Annotated in this window: 22 protein-coding genes; 20 read left to right on the top strand and 2 right to left on the bottom strand. The window is 70.5% G+C overall.

Annotated features, from left to right (window positions below):
• Positions 1 to 2 precede the first annotated feature (2 nt).
• Genes fliA through flgJ form a run of 6 tightly spaced genes read left to right on the top strand, consistent with a single transcriptional unit; the run spans position 3 to position 4257 of the window.
• Positions 3 to 719 carry a FliA/WhiG family RNA polymerase sigma factor gene (fliA, locus tag DES41_RS20065; protein WP_114469411.1) on the top strand — a complete coding sequence of 239 codons (717 nt, stop codon included), beginning with the start codon at positions 3 to 5 and terminating at the stop codon, positions 717 to 719.
• Between the two features lie 21 nt (positions 720 to 740).
• On the top strand, positions 741 to 1643 hold the full coding sequence (motA, locus tag DES41_RS20060) for a flagellar motor stator protein MotA (protein ID WP_114469410.1): 903 nt from the start codon (positions 741 to 743) through the stop codon (positions 1641 to 1643).
• Positions 1640 to 2644 carry a flagellar motor protein MotB gene (locus DES41_RS20055; RefSeq protein WP_114469409.1) on the top strand — a complete coding sequence of 335 codons (1005 nt, stop codon included), beginning with the start codon at positions 1640 to 1642 and terminating at the stop codon, positions 2642 to 2644. Before motA ends, DES41_RS20055 begins: the two co-directional genes overlap by 4 nt.
• A 35-nt stretch (positions 2645 to 2679) precedes the next feature.
• Positions 2680 to 2964: a flagellar biosynthesis anti-sigma factor FlgM gene (gene flgM / locus DES41_RS20050; RefSeq protein WP_114469408.1), complete on the top strand. Its 285-nt coding sequence runs from the start codon at positions 2680 to 2682 to the stop codon at positions 2962 to 2964.
• The gene (gene flgN, locus DES41_RS20045) at positions 2961 to 3443 is read left to right on the top strand and encodes a flagellar export chaperone FlgN (RefSeq protein WP_114469407.1); all 483 of its coding nucleotides are present in this window, start codon (positions 2961 to 2963) and stop codon (positions 3441 to 3443) included. Before flgM ends, flgN begins: the two co-directional genes overlap by 4 nt.
• Positions 3430 to 4257: a flagellar assembly peptidoglycan hydrolase FlgJ gene (gene flgJ / locus DES41_RS20040; RefSeq protein ID WP_170168236.1), complete on the top strand. Its 828-nt coding sequence runs from the start codon at positions 3430 to 3432 to the stop codon at positions 4255 to 4257. Before flgN ends, flgJ begins: the two co-directional genes overlap by 14 nt.
• 10 nt (positions 4258 to 4267) lie before the next feature.
• Here the strand turns inward: flgJ and flgA are convergent, their stop codons facing one another.
• Positions 4268 to 4999 carry a flagellar basal body P-ring formation chaperone FlgA gene (gene flgA, locus DES41_RS20035; protein WP_245965787.1) on the bottom strand — a complete coding sequence of 244 codons (732 nt, stop codon included), beginning with the start codon at positions 4997 to 4999 and terminating at the stop codon, positions 4268 to 4270.
• Here flgA and flgB point away from each other — a divergent pair.
• Genes flgB through trmB form a run of 14 tightly spaced genes read left to right on the top strand, consistent with a single transcriptional unit; the run spans position 4988 to position 16127 of the window.
• Complete coding sequence (gene flgB, locus DES41_RS20030; protein WP_114469552.1) at positions 4988 to 5350, top strand: flagellar basal body rod protein FlgB; 363 nt, start codon at positions 4988 to 4990, stop codon at positions 5348 to 5350. The two genes, flgA and flgB, sit on opposite strands and share 12 nt — an antisense overlap.
• A gap of 19 nt (positions 5351 to 5369) precedes the next feature.
• Complete coding sequence (gene flgC / locus DES41_RS20025) at positions 5370 to 5789, top strand: flagellar basal body rod protein FlgC (protein ID WP_114469551.1); 420 nt, start codon at positions 5370 to 5372, stop codon at positions 5787 to 5789.
• 5 nt (positions 5790 to 5794) lie between these two features.
• Positions 5795 to 6466, top strand: coding sequence for a flagellar hook capping FlgD N-terminal domain-containing protein (locus tag DES41_RS20020; RefSeq protein WP_114469405.1), 672 nt, complete (start codon positions 5795 to 5797; stop codon positions 6464 to 6466).
• A gap of 18 nt (positions 6467 to 6484) precedes the next feature.
• The gene (locus DES41_RS20015) at positions 6485 to 7684 is read left to right on the top strand and encodes a flagellar hook protein FlgE (RefSeq protein ID WP_114469404.1); all 1200 of its coding nucleotides are present in this window, start codon (positions 6485 to 6487) and stop codon (positions 7682 to 7684) included.
• Positions 7685 to 7691: 7 nt separating this feature from the next.
• The gene (locus DES41_RS20010) at positions 7692 to 8417 is read left to right on the top strand and encodes a flagellar basal body rod protein FlgF (RefSeq protein WP_114469403.1); all 726 of its coding nucleotides are present in this window, start codon (positions 7692 to 7694) and stop codon (positions 8415 to 8417) included.
• A gap of 32 nt (positions 8418 to 8449) precedes the next feature.
• Positions 8450 to 9238 carry a flagellar basal-body rod protein FlgG gene (gene flgG, locus DES41_RS20005; RefSeq protein ID WP_114469402.1) on the top strand — a complete coding sequence of 263 codons (789 nt, stop codon included), beginning with the start codon at positions 8450 to 8452 and terminating at the stop codon, positions 9236 to 9238.
• Between the two features lie 28 nt (positions 9239 to 9266).
• A complete protein-coding gene (locus DES41_RS20000) occupies positions 9267 to 9935 on the top strand; it encodes a flagellar basal body L-ring protein FlgH (RefSeq protein WP_114469401.1) in 669 nt (222 codons plus the stop codon).
• A gap of 11 nt (positions 9936 to 9946) precedes the next feature.
• Entirely contained in the window at positions 9947 to 11062 is a 1116-nt protein-coding gene (locus DES41_RS19995; protein ID WP_114469400.1) for a flagellar basal body P-ring protein FlgI, read from the top strand.
• Positions 11062 to 11433: a flagellar biosynthesis protein FlgJ gene (locus tag DES41_RS19990; protein WP_114469399.1), complete on the top strand. Its 372-nt coding sequence runs from the start codon at positions 11062 to 11064 to the stop codon at positions 11431 to 11433. Before DES41_RS19995 ends, DES41_RS19990 begins: the two co-directional genes overlap by 1 nt.
• Positions 11430 to 12806, top strand: a complete 1377-nt coding sequence (gene flgK / locus DES41_RS19985) for a flagellar hook-associated protein FlgK (RefSeq protein ID WP_114469398.1) — start codon at positions 11430 to 11432, stop codon at positions 12804 to 12806. The genes DES41_RS19990 and flgK overlap by 4 nt, the downstream gene beginning before the upstream one ends.
• 7 nt (positions 12807 to 12813) lie before the next feature.
• Positions 12814 to 13725 (top strand): flagellar hook-associated protein FlgL, encoded by a 912-nt coding sequence (flgL, locus tag DES41_RS19980; protein WP_114469397.1) that lies wholly within the window; start codon positions 12814 to 12816, stop codon positions 13723 to 13725.
• Between the two features lie 17 nt (positions 13726 to 13742).
• Positions 13743 to 14786: a hypothetical protein gene (locus DES41_RS19975; protein WP_114469396.1), complete on the top strand. Its 1044-nt coding sequence runs from the start codon at positions 13743 to 13745 to the stop codon at positions 14784 to 14786.
• A gap of 31 nt (positions 14787 to 14817) precedes the next feature.
• Entirely contained in the window at positions 14818 to 15372 is a 555-nt protein-coding gene (locus DES41_RS19970) for a nucleoside 2-deoxyribosyltransferase (RefSeq protein ID WP_211333012.1), read from the top strand.
• Positions 15369 to 16127 carry a tRNA (guanosine(46)-N7)-methyltransferase TrmB gene (gene trmB / locus DES41_RS19965; RefSeq protein WP_114469395.1) on the top strand — a complete coding sequence of 253 codons (759 nt, stop codon included), beginning with the start codon at positions 15369 to 15371 and terminating at the stop codon, positions 16125 to 16127. Before DES41_RS19970 ends, trmB begins: the two co-directional genes overlap by 4 nt.
• A gap of 3 nt (positions 16128 to 16130) precedes the next feature.
• Here the strand turns inward: trmB and DES41_RS19960 are convergent, their stop codons facing one another.
• Positions 16131 to 16967 carry an undecaprenyl-diphosphate phosphatase gene (locus DES41_RS19960; RefSeq protein ID WP_114469394.1) on the bottom strand — a complete coding sequence of 279 codons (837 nt, stop codon included), beginning with the start codon at positions 16965 to 16967 and terminating at the stop codon, positions 16131 to 16133.
• Positions 16968 to 17118: the final 151 nt, after the last annotated feature.

Below are 17118 nucleotides of genomic sequence, written 5' to 3'. Positions count from 1 at the left end.
CAATGGACCTGCGCGACGGATACGCCGAACTGAAGGGAGCTGCAGAGCGCGGCGCAGCCGCGCTCGAACAGCAGCACCTGCTGGCCTGGCTGCCGCTGGTCAAGCGCATCACGCGCCAACTCTCCTCGCAGATCGGTGGCGCCATCGACCGCGAGGACATGGAGCAGATCGGCCTGATGGGCCTGCTGGAGGCGCTGCGCCGCTACGGCGAGCCCGACGCCAAGTTCGCCTCCTTCGCCGCACTGCGCGTGCGCGGCAGCATCCTGGACGAGCTGCGCCGCCAGGACTGGCGCCCGCGCAGCGTGCGCCAGGACAGCCACAAGCTGCGCGATGCCGAACGCGCGCTCACGCGCAAGCTCGGCCATGCGCCCAACGAGGCCGAGTTGCAGGCAGCGTTGCAGATCAGCGCCGACGAACTGCAGGAGCACCGCCTGGCCGAGAACGCCGAGATGCTGGTCAGCTTCGACGAGATCGTGGAGGAGCTGCACCGCCTGCCCTCGCAGGGCCAGTCGCCCGAGGCCGCGCTGATGACCCGGCGCAGCATCGAGCAGGCGCTGGCGGTGCTGGACGCGCGCGAGCAGCGCGTGGTGCAGCTGTACTACGAATTCGACCTGAGCCTGAAGGAGATCGCCGCGGTGCTGGGCCTGACCGACGCCCGCGTGTGCCAGATCAACAAGGGCGCGCTGCGCAAGATGAAGGACTTCCTCAAGGAAGCCTGACCCCTCCCGGAATCCCACACCATGCAATTTCTCGTCGGCCTGCTCATCATCGCCGTCACCGTGTTCGGGGGCTTCATGTTCCACGGCGGCCAGATGGGCGTCATCTGGCAACCCGTCGAAATCGTCATCATCTGCGGTGCCGGTGCCGGCGCGCTGGTCATCGGCAACCCCAAGCACGTGCTGACCGAGATGTGGCTGCAGGTGCGCCACAGCCTTGGAAAGCGGCGCGACGGCAACGAGTTCCACCGCCAGCTGCTGCTCCTGATGTACGAGCTGCTGCAGACCGCCGCCGGTGGCCTGAAGGCGCTGGACGCCCACGTCGAGGCACCGCAGGAAAGCGACATGTTCAAGCGCTACCCGCTGGTGCTGGCCGACCCCAAGCTGCTGGCCTTCATCGTCGACAACTTCCGCCTGATGGCCATGGGCAAGATCAGCGCGCACGAGCTCGAAGGCGTGCTCGACCACGAGATCGAGGCCATCCACGAAGAGCTGAACCAGCCGCAGAAGTCGCTGCAGAAGATCGCCGAGGCCATGCCCGGCTTCGGCATCGTGGCCGCTGTGCTGGGCATCGTGATGACCATGGCCGCCATCGGCGAAGGCGCTGGCTCGGCCGAGGTGGCCGCCAAGGTCGGTGCGGCCATGGTCGGCACCTTCATCGGCATCTTCATGTGCTACTGCCTGCTCGACCCCATGTGCAACATGATGAAGCAGCTGGTGGCCGAGGAGCAGTCCATGCTGGAGATCGTCAAGGTGGTCATCGTCACGCACGTGGCCGGCAAGCCGCCACTGCTGGCCATCGACGCGGGCCGGCGCCTCGTGCAGCTCAACACCAAGCCGAGCTTCGCCAAGCTGGAGGGCTGGATCAATGCCCTGACCGGCGGCGGCGAACCCGAACCAGCCCGGCGTGCCGGCGACCGCGCATGAACACTGCCGCCGCCGGCCGCGACAAGGGCCACGCCACCATCATCAAGAAGGTGTCCAAGAAGGGGCACGACGAGGCCCATGGCGGCGCCTGGAAGGTGGCGTTCGCCGATTTCGTGCTGGCGCTGATGTGCCTGTTCCTGGTGCTGTGGATCCTGGCGGCGCGCAGTTCCGAGCAGACCGCCGAAGACCTGCGGCGCGTCCAGGGCGGCAAGATGTTCGAGGACGGCGGCAGCATGGTCGCCAAGATCGACCAGCAGCGCGGCAGCCTGATCCCGCGCGAGCCCGTGCCGGCGCAGAGCGACACCCTGCAGCCGCGCCGTGCCTACGCCAACGGCGACACCAACAAGCCCGAGCAGCCGAACAAGACCCAGCCCGACCAGCCGCCCGCGCGCCGCTACGAAACCGCCGCCGACCTGCGCGAGCTGGCCGTGGTCATCACGCGCATGGCCGACGACACCGGCCTGGCCAGCAACCTGCAGAACATCGTCACGCCCTACGGCCTGCGCGTGCTGCTGCACGACACCGACCGCTTCGGCATGTTCGAGCGCGGCAACGCCTACCCGACCGAACGCTTCCGCAAGCTGCTGCGCCAGCTCGGCCCGGTGTTCGCGCAGGTCGAGAACCAGATGCTCATCGTGGGCCACACCGATTCCACGCCGTTCGCCGGCGTGGAGAGCTACCCCGGCGCGCTGTCGAACTGGTCGCTGTCCAACAACCGCGCCATGGCCGCCCGCTTCCAGATGATGGCCGGCGGCATGCCGACCACCAGCGTGCTGCAGGTCGTCGGCATGGCCGACCGCGCGCCGCTGGACCTGACCCGTTCCGACGCCGACGTGAACCGCCGCATCGAGCTGCTGGTGCTGACCAGCGAACACGCCCAGGCCATCCGCACCATGTTCGGCCCGCCCGCGGGCAACACGCTGTTCGCGCCCGGCGCCGACGCGGTGATTCCCGAACGCAGCGCGCTGCAGGCCCTGCGCGACCGCCTGGTCGCGCGTTGAGAACGGCCATGGAAACCAGAACCCGAGGATTGCGCATGAAGATCACCAGCAACGGCACGCCCGCCACCCCGCCCGCCCCGGCTGCTGCGCCTGCCGCACCCGCCGCCCCGGCTGCCGCGCCGGCAGCCGCCACCGCCGGCAGCGGCGCCTCGGCCGCTGGCGCACTGCTCGCCACGGCACGCGCGCAGCTGCAGCAGATGCCCGAAGTCGATGCCGCGCGCGTGGCCGAGATCCGCGCCGCGCTGGAGCGTGGCGAGATCGGCTTCGACGCCGGCAAGCTCGCCGCGCTGATCGAGCGCTACCACGGGAGCGCGGGATGACCCTGGCCAGCGCCACCCGCGACGCGCAGTCCGCAACCACCGGCGCTGCGCGCGCGCTGCCGCGTGCGGCCGTCGAGCGGCTGCTGCGCGACGTGCAGGCCGACCTGGCGGACTACGCAGAACTGCAGGAACTGCTGGAGCAACAGTTCGCCAGCGCGCTGCGCCACGATGCGCAGGCGATGGAGTCGGTGGCGGCCGGCATCGTGGCCGTGGTCGACCGCATCGACGCGCGCCGCCAGTTCCGCTATGGCCTGCTCACCCGGCTGCAGGGCGGTGGCGTGCCCACCGTGCCTGCGCTGGTGGCGCTGTGGCCGGCTGCGCAGCGCGCCGGCGTGCAGGCGCTGTGGGACCAGCTGGAGCAGGCCGTGCACGACTGCAAGGCCCGCAACCTGCGCAACGCCCGCCTGCTGACCGAGCAGCATGTGCTGCTGACGCGCGTGCTGCACGGCACCGAGGACCCGCTCTATGCAGACGCCTGAATCGACCTCGCTGCGCGCTCTGCGCCCGCTGGCGCCCACGCAGCCGCTGGCCGCCAGCGGCGGTGGGGTGCAGGCCGCCAGCTTTGCCAATGCCATGCGCAGCGCCGAGACGGAGATCGGCGACCTGGTGCGCAACGGCTGGAGCCACAGCGAACTGCCGGTGATGGGCACCGAGGGCCTGCTGCGCCGCATGGCCGCGCTGCAGGCCACGGCGGTGGCCGATACGCAGGGCAGCGCCCTGCCCCTGCTCACGCCGGGACTGGCCCGCACGCCCCGCGCGTCTTCCGGCACATCCGGCACGGCCAGCACGGCAGCACTGGCGCCCGGCCAGGCCGTGCCCGCCGCCGCGCAGCGCGATTTCCTGCAGGCCATCACGCCGTGGGCGCGCGAAGCCGGTGCCGCGCTGGGCGTGGCGCCGGAGCTCGTCGCCGCGCACGCCGCGCTGGAGTCGGGCTGGGGCCGGCGCCCGCTGCGGGGCGCCGACGGCGGCGACAGCCACAACCTGTTCGGCATCAAGGCCAACAGCAGCTGGCGTGGCGCCAGCGTGCAGGCTCTGACCACCGAGTACGAGGACGGCGCGGCGCAGAAGACCACCGAGGCCTTCCGCGCCTACCCGGACCATGCCAGCGCCTTCCGCGACTATGCGCAGCTGCTGCAGAGCAGCCCGCGTTACCAGGAAGCGCTGAACACAGGCAGCGACGCCGCGGCCTTCGCCCAGGGGCTGGCGCGCGGCGGCTACGCCACCGACCCGGACTACGCGGCCAAGCTGGCCCGCGTGGTGCGCCAGGTGCAGGCCCGCGGCGCGGCCGAATGAGCCGGCCGCATCAGGAACCGCCCATGCTTTCCGGCTCGACCAACCCCTCTTCCAGCACCCTGGCCCGGATCACCTTGCCGGTGGTGGTGTTGCGCACGCGCACGACCTGGCGCGCCCTGCCGTTCTCCAGCGCCTCGCCGGCCGCGCTGACCTCGACGCCGCCGTTGCGCGCGCGGATGGTCACGCTGTCGCCCCGCTTGACCAGCACCGGCGCCGACAGCCAGCGCGCGTGCAGCGCCTGGCCGGTGCGCAGCGTGCGGTTGCTCGATTGCGCGATGGCGTCCTCGGGCAGCGTGACGGCACCGGCCAGGTCGGTCAGCTGGCGCCGCTCGATGGCCAGGTCCTCGGCCTGCAGTGCACGGTTGGCCGGCACGTCGCGCGCGGCGACCACGACCAGCGCGGAGACCGCGGCCCGCACCGTCCACTCGCGCTGCCAGCCATCGGTGCCCGGACAGACCACGGCGAAGCGCATCCGCGCGGCCGAGCGGGTTTCCAGTGCGTCCACCGTGAGCGCTTCAGCGCACGGCGGCAGGGGCTGCGGCAGCCGGGCCACGGCCTTGACCTCGAACACCGGCTCGGCCAGGCCGCGGGCATCGGCCTGCCCGGCGAGCCAGTCGCGCGCGGCCTGCTCGACCAGGTCTTCGACACGCGCGGGCACGGTTGCCAGCGCCACCAGCGGCAGGCCGATGGCCAGCACGCACGACCAGATTGATCGACGAAAGGGGATGTGATGGGACTTCAATTCGACAAGGCTTTGGGCCTGCATGCGGACGCCTTGCGGCTACGCGCGGATCGTACCAAGGTCCTCGCGTCCAACTTGGCGAACGAGAGCACACCGGGTTACCAGGCGCGCGACGTGGATTTTGCGCAGGCGCTGAGCCGTGCCAGCGGCGACGACCCGTTCGCGGTGCTGGACAGCGGCGCGCCCGAGCTGATGTACCGGCTGCCGCAGCATGCATCGCAGGACGGCAACACGGTGGAACTCGGCGTGGAGCAGGCCGCGTTCTCGCAGAACGCCGCCGATTTCGCGACCAGCCTGCGCTTTGTGGACATGAAGCTCAAGGGCCTGGCCAAGGCCATTGCCGGCCAGTGAGCGCGACCAGGGAATCACCATGAGTTTTCGCGCCATCGCCCAGATCGCCGGTTCCGCCATGTCGGCGCAGACCGTGCGCCTGAACACCATCTCCAGCAACCTGGCCAACGCGCAGAGCGCCGCCGGGACCGAGGCCGACGGCTACCGGGCGCGCAAGCCGGTGTTCGCGGCCATCGCCCAGCTCGGCCAGGGCACCCAGTCGGCCGGCAGCCGCGTGCAGGTGCTGGACGTGGTGCAGAGCCCCGAGCCGCTGCGCCGCGTGCACGAGCCCGACCATCCGCTGGCCAACGCCGACGGCGATGTCTTCTATTCCAACGTCAACTCGGTGGCCGAGATGACCGACATGCTGTCGGCCTCGCGTGCCTTCGAGACCAATGTCGAGGTGCTCTCGCGCGTGAAGTCCATGCAGGCTTCGCTGCTGCGCCTCGGAGAAAGCTGAACCCCATGGTCACCACCGTCAACAACCAATCCGCCGGCCAGACCGCCAGCGCCGGCCTGCCCAGCATCGCCAGCGCGCTCGGCGGCGACATCTCCGACCTGTTCGTCAAGCTGCTCGTCGCGCAGATCAAGAACCAGAACCCGCTGGAGCCGACCGACCCGGCCGCCTTCGTCGGCCAGCTCTCCCAACTGAGCCAGGTCGAGGCGCTGCGCCTCTTGGCCGACCAGGGCACGGCCAGCGCCAGCGCCATGGCCAGCATGCAGGTGATCTCGCTCGGTTCGCAGGTCGGCACCGATGTCACGGTGCAGACCGGCCAGCTGCAGCTGGACAAGGAACCCGTGCAGGTCGATTTCACGCTGTCCAGCCCCAGCACCAAGACCACGCTGGTGCTGACCGGCTCGGGCGGCAGGAAGCACAGCATCGAGCTGGGCACCAAGCCGATCGGCGCGGTCTCCACCGCGGTCGACCCGGTTGCGCTGGGCATCGCGCCCGGCACCTACACGCTCAGCGTGGAGACCAGCACCAAAGAGACGCCGGCCACCAGCGTCACCGGCCTGCTGGGCAACGTGCAGATCGGCAGCAACGGCGCCGCCATGGTGCAGGTTGCCGGTGTCGGCCAGGTCCCCGCTTCGTCCCTCGTCGGCTTCCACGGCCGTCCCACCACCCCGATCAACTGAAGTCCTGAGGAGAACGCCATGAGCTTCGAAATCGCACTGTCCGGCATCAACGCCATCAACACGTCGCTGGACTCCATCAGCAACAACATCGCCAACGCGGGCACCTACGGCTTCAAGGCCACGCGCGCCAACTTCGCCTCGCTCTACGCGGGCAGCCAGCCGGCCGGCGCGCAGATCAACTCGCTGACGCAGAGCATCGACATCGGCGGCGGCGCCATGACCACCGGCCGCGGGCTGGACGCCATGGTGCAGGGCCGCGGCTTCTTCGTGACGAAGGAAGCCAGCGGCGTGGAGGTCTACACGCGCGTGGGCATCTTCGGCACCGACCAGGACGGCTTCCTCGTGGACGCCTCCAACCGCCGCGTGCAGGGCTATGCGGTGATGCGCGACGCCGCCGGCGTGCCGCTGGAAGGCGCCGGCCTGGGTGCCATGGGCGACCTGCAGGTGCCCAGCGGCCAGGTGGCGGCCCAGGCCTCCTCGCGCATGCAGTACGTGAGCAACCTGTCGTCCGACTGGGTCGCGCCCACCGCTGCCTTCGACGCCAGCAACCCGCTGACCTACAACAGCTCGGACGTCTCCGTCGTCTACGACTCGCTGGGCAGCCAGCACACGGTGACCCAGTACTTCGTGAAGACCGCCACCAACCAGGTGACGGTGCACTACACCTTCGACGGCGTGGCCAACGGCACGCCGCAGGCACTGAACTTCGGCACCGACGGCAAGCTGGCCACCGTGCCGGCCGTGACGCTGGCCGCCACGCCGGCCGGCGCCACCGCCATGAGCATCGCGCTGGACTACACCGGCACCACCCAGTACTCGGGCGAGTCGCGCCCCTCGGTCAACGCGCCCAACGGCTACGCCTCGGGCACGCGCGTGAACGTCACGCTGTCCGAGGACGGCTCGGTCATCGCCGAATACAGCAACGGCCAGAAGCAGAAGGTCGGCACCGTGGCGCTGGCCACCTTCCCGAACGAGCAGGCGCTGCAGGCCATCAGCGACACCAGCTGGACCACCACCTCGACCTCGGGCACCCCGCTGTACGCCACGCCGGGCACCGGCATGGCCGGCGAGCTGACCGTGGGCGCGATCGAGCAGTCCAACGTGGACATGACCTCCGAACTCGTCAACCTGATGACCTCGCAGCGCAACTACCAGGCCAACACCAAGGTGATCTCGACCGCCGACGACATGATGCAGTCGCTGATGCAGGCGGTCTGAGCGCGCGATGGACGCCCTGATCTACTCCGCCATGGCCGGGGCCGAGCGTGCGCTCAAGGCCCAGCAGGTGCGCGCCAACAACCTGGCCAATGCCGGCACCACGGGTTTCCGCGCCGACATGGAGACGGCCGCGCACCAGGCCGTGGAAGGCTACGGCTACGACGCCCGCCACATGGCGCGGCTGGAGTCCGACGCGGTGCAGACCCGCGCCGGCACGCTGACCCCGACCGGCCGCGAACTCGATGCCGCCATCGTCGGCGATGGCCTGTTCGCCGTGGCCTACGGCGATGGCGAGGCCTACACCCGCTCGGGCGCCTTCACGCTCGATGCCGAAGGCCAGCTGCAGCTCGACGGCCGGGCCGTGCTCGGCGAAGGCGGCCCCATCGTGCTGCCGGCGACCAACCGCATCGAGATCGCCGCCGACGGCACGGTGCTGGTGCTGCCCGAGGGCACGCAGGAGATGCAGGTCATCGACAAGCTCAAGCTGGTCAAGCCCGAGCCCGGCGCGCTGCGCAAGAACGAGGTCGGCCTGCTGGTCGGCCGCGACGGTGGGCCGCTGGCCCCCAGCGAAGAGGTGCAGGTGCGCGGCGGCTACCTGGAAGGCAGCAACGTCTCGCCCATCGAGGAGATGGTGGCGACGCTGCAGCTCAACCGCGACTTCGAACTGCAGATGAAACTGTTCAAGGCCGCCGACGAAATGGCCGCCAACGGCAACCGGCTGCTGCGCGAGTGACGCGCCGCACCTGAACGACAAGGAGAAACGACATGAATCCAGCACTGTGGGTCAGCAAGACCGGCGTCCAGGCCCAGGACGCCAAGCTGCAAGCCATCGCCAACAACCTGGCCAACGTGAACACCGTGGGCTTCAAGCGCGACCGCGTCGTGTTCGAAGACCTGTTCTACACGGTGGAGCAGCAACCCGGCGCGCAGATGGCCGCCAACCGCAACGCCGATGGCGGCGTGCAGCTGGGCAACGGCGTGCGCGTGGCCGGCACGCAGAAGGTGTTCACCTCGGGCAGCCTGCAGACCACCGGCCGCGAGCTCGACGTGGCCATCATCGGCAATGGCTTCCTGCAGGTGGAGCTGCCCAGCGGAGAGAACGCCTACACGCGCGCCGGCCAGCTCGGCCTGTCGCTGGAAGGCCGGCTGACCAACGCCCAGGGCCTGCCGATCAACCCGCAGATCACCGTGCCGGCCAATGCCACGGGCATCACCATCGGCGAGAACGGCATCGTCTCGGCCATCGTGGGCAACGCCACCACGCCCACCGAACTGGGCCAGCTGACGATGACCACCTTCGTCAACCCCACGGGCCTGCTGGCCCTGGGCGACAACCTGTACCAGCAAACCCAGTCCAGCGGCGAGCCGGCCGAGGGCAACCCGGGCGAGGACGGCCGCGGCAAGCTCAAGCAGGGCGCGCTGGAAGGCTCCAACGTGCAGGTGGCCGAGGAGATGGTGGACATGATCGCGGCGCAGCGCACCTACGAGATGAACACCAAGGTGCTGTCCGCCGCCGACAACATGCTGCAGAACCTTGCCCAGATCGCGAGGTAGGCACCGCGCTGGACACCGGAGGCACGCCATGAACAAGTCGCCCAGGACCATCCTCCTCGCGCTGGCCGCGCTGCTGCTGGCCGGCTGCGAGACCCTGCCGCCCATCCCCAAGGCCGCGGCCCAGCCCGAGGAGCCGCTGATCATCGTGGCCAACCCGCGCCGCGGCGTCTCGGGCGGCGTGCTGCCGATGGACACGGTCACCTCGCTCACGGCGGACAGCCGCGCCTTCCGTCCCGGCGATGTGCTGACCGTGGTGCTGCAGGAGACCACGCAGGCCAGCAAGCGCAGCGGCGTGACCAGCGACAAGAACAGCAGCACATCGATCACGCCCTTCCTGTTCCGCGGGCGCTCGCTCAAGACCGACATCGGCATCGATGCGCAGCGCAGCTCGGACGCCGGCAACACCGCGACCCAGCAGAACGCGCTGCAGGGGGCGATCACCGTCGTCGTGCACGAGGTGCTGCCCAATGGCCTGCTGGCCATCCGCGGCGAGAAAAGCCTGACGCTGAACCTGGGCGAGGAGTTCATCCGCGTGACGGGCTATGCGCGCGTCTCGGACATCGACACCGACAACCGCCTCTCGTCGCAGCGCATCGCCAACGCGCGCATCACCTATTCGGGCCGTGGCACGCTGGCCGAAAGCCAGCGCCAGGGCTGGCTGACCGCCTTCTTCAACAGTCCCTGGATGCCCTTCTGAGGGACGCCGCCATGCGCAAGCTTTCCATCTCCTTCTGCACCGCGGCAGCCCTGCTGCTGGGCGCCCTGCCCGCCCCGGCCCTGGCCGCCGCCCAGGCGCTGCGCAACCTCGCCCATGTCGAGGGCGTGCGCGAGAACCAGCTGATCGGCTACGGCCTGGTGGTCGGCCTGCACGGCTCGGGCGACAGCACCCAGGTCAAGTCGGCCGGGCAGTCGATCAACAACATGCTCAAGCAGTTCGACCTGAAGATGCCGGAGCGCGTCGAGGCCAAGAGCAAGAACACCGCCACCGTGATGGTCAGCGCTAGCTTTCCGCCCGGCTACCGCAAGGGCCAGACGATCGACATCACGGTGTCCTCGCTGGGCGATGCCAAGAGCCTGCGCGGCGGCACGCTGCTGCTGACGCCGCTGCGCGCGGCCAATGGCGAGGTCTACGCGCTGGCCCAGGGCAACGTGGTGATCGGCGGGCTGTCGGCCCAGGGCGCCAGCGGCTCCAGCGTGACCGTGAACACGCCCACCGGCGGACGCATCCCCAACGGCGCCAGCATCGAGCGCGAGATCGAGACCGACTTCGACACCGCGCCGAACGTGCGCCTGTCGCTGCGCCGGCCCAACTTCGAGACCGCCACCAACATCGTCAACACCATCAACCGCAGCTTCGGCGGCGTGGCCAGCACGCGCGACGCCACCACGGTGGAGGTGCAGGCGCCGCTCGATCCGACCCGGCGCGTGGCCTTCGTGGCCCAGCTGCAGGCGCTGCGGGTGGACGTGGGCGTGGAGACGCCGCGCGTGGTGTTCAACTCGCGCACCGGCACGGTGGTGATCGCCGAGGGCGTGACGGTGCGGCCGGCCGCCGTCTCGCACGGCGCGCTCAAGGTGATCATCAGCGAGAACCCGCGCGTGAGCCAGCCGCAGGCCTTCTCCCAGGGCCAGACCGTGGTGACGCCGCAATCGCAGGTGCAAGTGGAGCAAGGCAACGGCCGCATGTTCGCCTGGCCGGCCGGTGCCAAGCTGCAGACCATCATCGACACGGTGAACAGCATCGGCGCCACGCCAGACGACATCATGGCCATCCTGCAGGCGCTGGACCAGGCCGGCGCCATCGACGGCGAGCTGGTGGTGATCTGATGCAGACCACGCCGATTGCCAACGGCGCCCCGGGCGCCAAGCCGGACGACGCCGTACGCGCCCGCATCGAGGACGCCGCGCTCAAGTTCGAGGGCATGTTCATCCAGCAGATGCTGAAGACCATGCGCCAGGGCAGCGGCGCGCTGGCCGGCGAGAACGGCTTTCTGCGCCAGGACCCGGACGACCCGCTGCTGGGCTTTGCCGACCAGCTCATGGCCGACCAGCTGGCCGGCCAGCGCGCCTTCGGCATCGCCGACATGCTGCTGCGCCAGCTCTACCCCAGCGCACCGGCCGCGCCGCTTAAGCCGGCGGCCGAAGCTGCCGCCTTGCCATTGCAGATGCAGACCAATCCGCCGGAACCCACGCCATGAGCATGATCAACAACGCGCTGTCGGGTGCGATGGCGGCCCAGGCCGCGCTGGCCGTGACCAGCCAGAACATCGCCAACCTGCAGACACTGGGCTACACGCGCCAGGGCATCTTGCTGCGCGCCGCTGCGCCCACCGGCGGCCTGTCGCCCGGCAACGGCGTGCAGACGCCGCAGCTGATCCGCTTCGCCGACGCCTACAAGAGCCAGCAGCTCTGGGAAGCCGCCTCCACGCAGGGCCGGCATTCGGCCGTGCAGGGCTACCTGACCCAGCTCGAACAGGTCATGGGCGACGACGTGTCGACCATCAACGCCGGGCTGGACGGCTTCTACGCGGCGCTCAACGCGGCCAGCGTGGAGCCGACCTCCGCCCCGCTGCGCCAGCAGGTGATCGCCTCGGCCGAGGCGCTCACGGTGCGCTTCAACAGCATGAACCAGGTGCTGGCCAACCAGCGCATCGCCATCACGCAGCAGCGCTCGGCGGTGCTGGACCAGGTCAACGTGCTGTCGGCCGAGGTCGCGGTGCTGAACGGCAAGATCGCCGGTGCCGGGGCCACGGGCGCCAACCCCTCGTCACTGATCGACGAGCGCGACAACCGCATCGACGAACTGGCCGCGCTGGTCGGCGTCAACGTGGTCGACCAGGCCGACGGCTCGCGCAGCGTGGCGCTCAAGAACGGCACGCCGCTGGTGGTGGGCACCACCGTCGGCAAGCTGGAGGCGGCCGCGCCGCTGGCGGACGGCACGCCCGCGCTGACGGTGCGCTTCGCCAAGGAAGTCTTCACGATCGCCAGCCGCAGCATGGGCGGCCAGCTCGGCGGCCTGGACGACTACCAGGCCAAGACGCTGCAGCCGCTCACGCAGTCCATCAGCGACATGGCGACCGGCCTGACGACGCTGTTCAACAACCAGCTGGCCGCCGGCTACGGCCTGGACGGCACGCCCGGCAAGCCGCTGTTCCAGCTCGACACCTCCAGCGTCTCCGCCCTGCTGACCATCACGCCGGGCCTGACCGCGCAGGACCTGGGCTTCTCCAGCGATCCGGCGTTGCCCGGCGACAGCGCCAACCTGCTGGCCCTGATCGGCCTGAAGGACCAGCAGGTGCCGATCGCCTCGCTGGGCTCGGTGCAGCTCGGCGATGCCTACACCCAGCTCGTCAGCAACCTGGGCACCACCAGCCAGCAGAACAAGGCCGCGCTGAGCGTGGCCGACACGGTGCGCTCGTACGCCAAGGCCAACTGGGCCTCCACCAGCGGCGTCAACGAGGACGAGGAAGCCGTGAACCTGGTGCAGTACCAGCAGATGTACCAGGCCAACATGAAGGTCTTCAGCACGGCCAACACGCTGTTCGAGGCGACACTCGCCATCCTCCGGTAAGACCACCATGCGCATCGCCACCAGCCAATACCACATGACCATGAGCCAGACGCTGGCTGCCGCACAGGCGCGGCTGGAGCATGTCATGCAGCAGATGTCCACCGGCCAGCGCCTGCTGCTGCCCTCGGACGACCCGGTCACCACCGTGCGCCTGTCGCGCATGGAACGCGAACAGGCGGCGCTGGCGCAGTACCGCGACAACGTCGGCGCGCTGTCGGTGCGCCTCACGCAGAACGAGACGGCGCTGGACAGCACCCTGAAGGACATGCTGCAGGTGCGCGACCTGATGGTCTGGGCCAGCGACGGCGCCAACACCGCCGATGACCTCAACGCCATGGCGGGTGCGCTGGTGAGCCTGCGCGACAGCCTGTACTACACCGCCAACAGCCGCGACCAGGAAGGCCGCTACCTGTTCTCGGGCACGCTGAGCACCACGGCCACCATCGCGCTGGACAGCACCGCCGCCGCCGGCAGCCGCTACAGCTTCAGCGGCAACGAGGCCAAGCAGCAGGTGGTGGTGGGCAACAACATCACCCAGTCGGCCAATGTGAGCCTGCCCGAGATGGCGGCCCTGCTGAACCGCCTGGACCTGGCGGTGGCGCAGCTGCAGACCGCCGGCGTCAACAACAACGACCCGGCCGTGCGCGCGGTGCTGAAGGATGCGCTGGACGGCACGGACGAGGCCATGGCGTCGGTCAGCGCCAAGGTCGCCGGCCTGGGCGGCGCGCAGAACATCCTGTCCACGCTGGACGAGACGCACGGCAATGTCGGGCTCGCGGCCGACCAGGCCAGGATCACGCTGAGCCAGCTCGACTACGGCGAGGCGGCCATCCGGTTGACGGGCTACCAGACGGCGCTGCAGGCCACGCAGAAGGCCTATGTGCGCGTGGCCGGGCTCTCGCTGTTCTCGCAACTGTGAAGGCCGGCTGAACAACGATGCAGATCACTCCCCTGCGTCCCGGCGGCCTGGGGCTGGACCGGTCGCATGCGTCCGACGGCGTGGCGGCCGTGCCGCGCGTGGGCGAAGCACCGGCTGCCGCACCGGCACCGGCCCCGTCCGCGCTGCCGGTGGTGCATGCCGGCCTGCGCGGCCTGGACGCCCAGCGCAACACGCGCGTGGCCGGCGCCCAGCAGGCCCTGGCCTACCTGGACCGGCTGGCCCCGCGGCTGCGCAACCTGCAGACCGACCTCTCCCGCGCCGTAGCAGGCCAGCCCGTGCCGGCCGACCGGTTGGAAAGCCAGCGCGCGCGGCTGGACCAGCTCTGGACCGAGCGCGCCGCGGCGGCCGGGACGGCGCTGGACCCGCAGCTGAACTTCAGCGCGCAAGAGCCGGCCCGGCGCAGCTTCTCGGTGCGTGGCCTGGCCCAGCCGCCGCAGGCGCGTGAGACGCTGACCGTGGCCGTCGGCCTGCCGTCGGCGGCCCGTCCCGCCGTGCGCGTGCAACTCGATCCCGAAGCCACACCGCAGGCCCGGGCCGATGCCTTTGCCCAGGCGCTGGCGCCCCTGGGCCTGCAGGCCGAGGCCGATGCCGGCGGTGGCCTGCGCTTCTCGGTGGCCGAATCGCGCTGGCCGCAGGTGCGCGACGGCCTGGCCCTGCAAGGCGAAGGCCGCCAGTTCGCGTCCGGCCGGCTGCACCGCGTGGCGGCCGATCCACAGCCCGACGTGCTGACGCCGGCGCAATGGGCGCTGCAGGACGAGGGCGGTGCGCGCCAGGCCTTGCAGCAGCTCGGCACGGCGCTGCAGCGCAGCGATGCGGCGCGCGCAGGTGCGCGCGCCGTGCTCGATGGCGACCGCGCGGCCCTGGCCGATGCCGCCCCGGCACGGGATGCGGCCTGGGCCGCGGATTTCGGCACCGAGTTCGCCGCGCGCCTGCGCGGCGAGGCCGGCCCGCGCGACAGCTACGGCAGGCAGGCCACGCTGGGCGCGGCGCTGTGGGGCCTGGGCCGCCAGCGCGTCGAACGCCTGCTGGACGCCGGCTGAAGCCGGCCGACCGCGCAGCGACAATGCGCGGATGCCTCCAGACACCCTGCCCCGCATCTACCTTGCCGGCCCGGACGTGTTCCGGCCCGACAGCGCGCAGGTGTTCGCGCGGCTCCAGGCCATCTGCGCACGCCTGGGCCTGGCCGGCCTGGAACCAGCCGACGATGCGGCGCCCGACGCAGCTGCGCTGGCGGACGATGCACGGGCCCAGCACATCTACGAAGGCAATGTCGCGCGCATCCAGGCGGCCGATGGCGTGCTCGCCAACCTGGCCGACTTCCGCGGCCTGGAGCCCGACTCGGGCACCGTGTTCGAGATCGGCTATGCGGTCGCGCTCGGCAAGCCCGTCGTGGCCTATGGCGTGCCGGCGGGCAGCTACGCGGCGCGCGTGGCAGCGGTCCGCGATTGCGCGCCCGATGCCCAGGGCGTGTTGCGCGAGCGGGCCGACGGGAACATGGTCGAAGGGCTGGGCCAGCGGCTCAACCTGATGCTGGCCCGCTCGGTCGGCCTGGCCGATTCGCCCGAGGCCGCGCTGCGCCAGCTGGCCGAACGGCTGGGCGTGCGCACCTACAATCCCGCCGCGTGAACACGCCTTCTTCCCCCCCCGGCGAAACGCCGGACCAGGCCACCGGCCTCGCCCCTTCCGACGTCGCCCATCCGCGCGCCATCCGCAGCTTCGTCAAGCGCGCCGGCCGCACTACGCTGGGCCAGGCCAAGGCCACGGCCGAACTCGGCCCGCGGTTCGTGCTGCCCTACCGGGCCGCGCCGCTCGATCTGGCCGAGGCCTTCGGCCGCCAGGCTCCCACGGTGCTGGAGATCGGGTTCGGCATGGGCGACGCCACGGCCCACATCGCCGAGCTGCTGCCCGAGACGAATTTCCTGTGCTGCGAGGTGCACGAGCCCGGTGTGGGCGCGCTGCTCAAGCAGATCGGCGAGCGCGGGCTGGCCAACATCCGCATCCTTGCGCACGACGCAGTCGAGGTGCTGGACCACATGCTGCCGGCCTGGGATGCCCAGCAGAACCCGCAAGGCCTGGCCGGCATCCACATCTTCTTCCCCGACCCCTGGCACAAGCTGCGCCACCACAAGCGCCGGCTGATCCAGCCGCCGTTCGTGGCGCGGCTGGCGCAGCGCCTGGTGCCGGGGGGCTACCTGCACTGCGCGACCGACTGGGAGCCCTATGCGCAGCAGATGCTGCAGGTGCTGTCGGGCGAGCCGCTGCTGGCCAACACGGCGGCGGATTTCGCGCCGCGGCCGCATTACCGGCCCGACACCAAGTTCGAGCGCCGCGGCCTGAAGCTGGGGCACGGCGTCTGGGACCTGGTGTTCCAGCGCCGCTGAAGCTCACAAGGGCTGCAGGATGCCTGCGCCCAGCAGCGCGAACACCGCGATGCCCAGCACCACGCGGTAGTACACGAAGGGCATGTAGCTGCGCGTGGACACCAGCTTGAGGAAGCCCACGATCACGGCATAGCCGACGAAGAACGCGATGACGGTGGCCAGCAGCGTCTGGCCGTCGCCCACCGGATTGACGGTCCCCCAGGTCTTGTAGAGCTGGTAGAAGCCCGACAGCAGCACCGCCGGGATGGCCAGCAGGAACGAATAGCGCGCTGCCGCCTCGCGCGTGTAGCCCAGGAACAGCCCCATGGTGATGGTGCCACCCGAGCGCGAGACGCCCGGGATCAGCGCCATGGCCTGGGCGAAGCCGAACAGCACGCCGTGGCCCCAGGTCAGCGTGTCCAGCGTGCGCTGCTTGCGGCCCAGGCGGTCGGCCGCGGCCAGCACCAGCGCGAAGACGATCAGCATGGTGGCCGTGATGTACAGGTTGCGCAGCGAGCCTTCGATCGCGTTCTTGAACAGCAGGCCCAGGATGGCGATGGGCGCCGTCCCCAGGATCACGAGCCAGCCCATGCGGGCGTCGGGGCCGAGCGGCCGGCCGCGCTGCGTCAGCGATGCCCACCAGGCCAGGAAGATGCGCGCGATGTCGTGGCGGAAGTACAGCAGCACCGCGGCCTCCGTGCCGATCTGCGTGATCGCCGTGAATGCCGCACCCGGGTCGCCGCCAGAGGGCAGCAGCGGACCGAAGATGCGCAGGTGCGCGCTGGAGGACACCGGCAGGAACTCGGTGAGTCCCTGGATCAGCCCGAGGACGGCGGCCTCGCCCCAACCCACCGAACTCATGGGTACACCCTGCGGCCTGCGGCCTGCCCCGCCAAGCGGGAGGGAGCGTGCTGGGGGCGGCCCGGTGCTGCGCTCATCGCGCGCCTCCGTGCAGGGTTGCGAAGGCCGGTGGCGATGCGAGGCTGGGCAAATGCATTGGGGTGTGGTGTGT

This window comes from Pseudorhodoferax soli (genome assembly GCF_003337555.1).
Classification (GTDB): Bacteria; Pseudomonadota; Gammaproteobacteria; order Burkholderiales; family Burkholderiaceae_C; genus Pseudorhodoferax; species Pseudorhodoferax soli.
The sequence above is the reverse complement of the archived record's forward strand: the minus strand, read 5'-3'. Positions and strand labels throughout refer to the sequence as shown.

Coding starts and splice junctions, on each gene's coding strand:
- fliA (WP_114469411.1), top strand. CDS start 3: ATGGACCTGCGCGACGGATACGCCGAACTGAAGGGAGCTGCAGAGCGC.
- motA (WP_114469410.1), top strand. CDS start 741: ATGCAATTTCTCGTCGGCCTGCTCATCATCGCCGTCACCGTGTTCGGG.
- DES41_RS20055 (WP_114469409.1), top strand. CDS start 1,640: ATGAACACTGCCGCCGCCGGCCGCGACAAGGGCCACGCCACCATCATC.
- flgM (WP_114469408.1), top strand. CDS start 2,680: ATGAAGATCACCAGCAACGGCACGCCCGCCACCCCGCCCGCCCCGGCT.
- flgN (WP_114469407.1), top strand. CDS start 2,961: ATGACCCTGGCCAGCGCCACCCGCGACGCGCAGTCCGCAACCACCGGC.
- flgJ (WP_170168236.1), top strand. CDS start 3,430: ATGCAGACGCCTGAATCGACCTCGCTGCGCGCTCTGCGCCCGCTGGCG.
- flgB (WP_114469552.1), top strand. CDS start 4,988: ATGGGACTTCAATTCGACAAGGCTTTGGGCCTGCATGCGGACGCCTTG.
- flgC (WP_114469551.1), top strand. CDS start 5,370: ATGAGTTTTCGCGCCATCGCCCAGATCGCCGGTTCCGCCATGTCGGCG.
- DES41_RS20020 (WP_114469405.1), top strand. CDS start 5,795: ATGGTCACCACCGTCAACAACCAATCCGCCGGCCAGACCGCCAGCGCC.
- DES41_RS20015 (WP_114469404.1), top strand. CDS start 6,485: ATGAGCTTCGAAATCGCACTGTCCGGCATCAACGCCATCAACACGTCG.
- DES41_RS20010 (WP_114469403.1), top strand. CDS start 7,692: ATGGACGCCCTGATCTACTCCGCCATGGCCGGGGCCGAGCGTGCGCTC.
- flgG (WP_114469402.1), top strand. CDS start 8,450: ATGAATCCAGCACTGTGGGTCAGCAAGACCGGCGTCCAGGCCCAGGAC.
- DES41_RS20000 (WP_114469401.1), top strand. CDS start 9,267: ATGAACAAGTCGCCCAGGACCATCCTCCTCGCGCTGGCCGCGCTGCTG.
- DES41_RS19995 (WP_114469400.1), top strand. CDS start 9,947: ATGCGCAAGCTTTCCATCTCCTTCTGCACCGCGGCAGCCCTGCTGCTG.
- DES41_RS19990 (WP_114469399.1), top strand. CDS start 11,062: ATGCAGACCACGCCGATTGCCAACGGCGCCCCGGGCGCCAAGCCGGAC.
- flgK (WP_114469398.1), top strand. CDS start 11,430: ATGAGCATGATCAACAACGCGCTGTCGGGTGCGATGGCGGCCCAGGCC.
- flgL (WP_114469397.1), top strand. CDS start 12,814: ATGCGCATCGCCACCAGCCAATACCACATGACCATGAGCCAGACGCTG.
- DES41_RS19975 (WP_114469396.1), top strand. CDS start 13,743: ATGCAGATCACTCCCCTGCGTCCCGGCGGCCTGGGGCTGGACCGGTCG.
- DES41_RS19970 (WP_211333012.1), top strand. CDS start 14,818: ATGCCTCCAGACACCCTGCCCCGCATCTACCTTGCCGGCCCGGACGTG.
- DES41_RS19960 (WP_114469394.1), bottom strand. CDS start 16,967: ATGAGTTCGGTGGGTTGGGGCGAGGCCGCCGTCCTCGGGCTGATCCAG.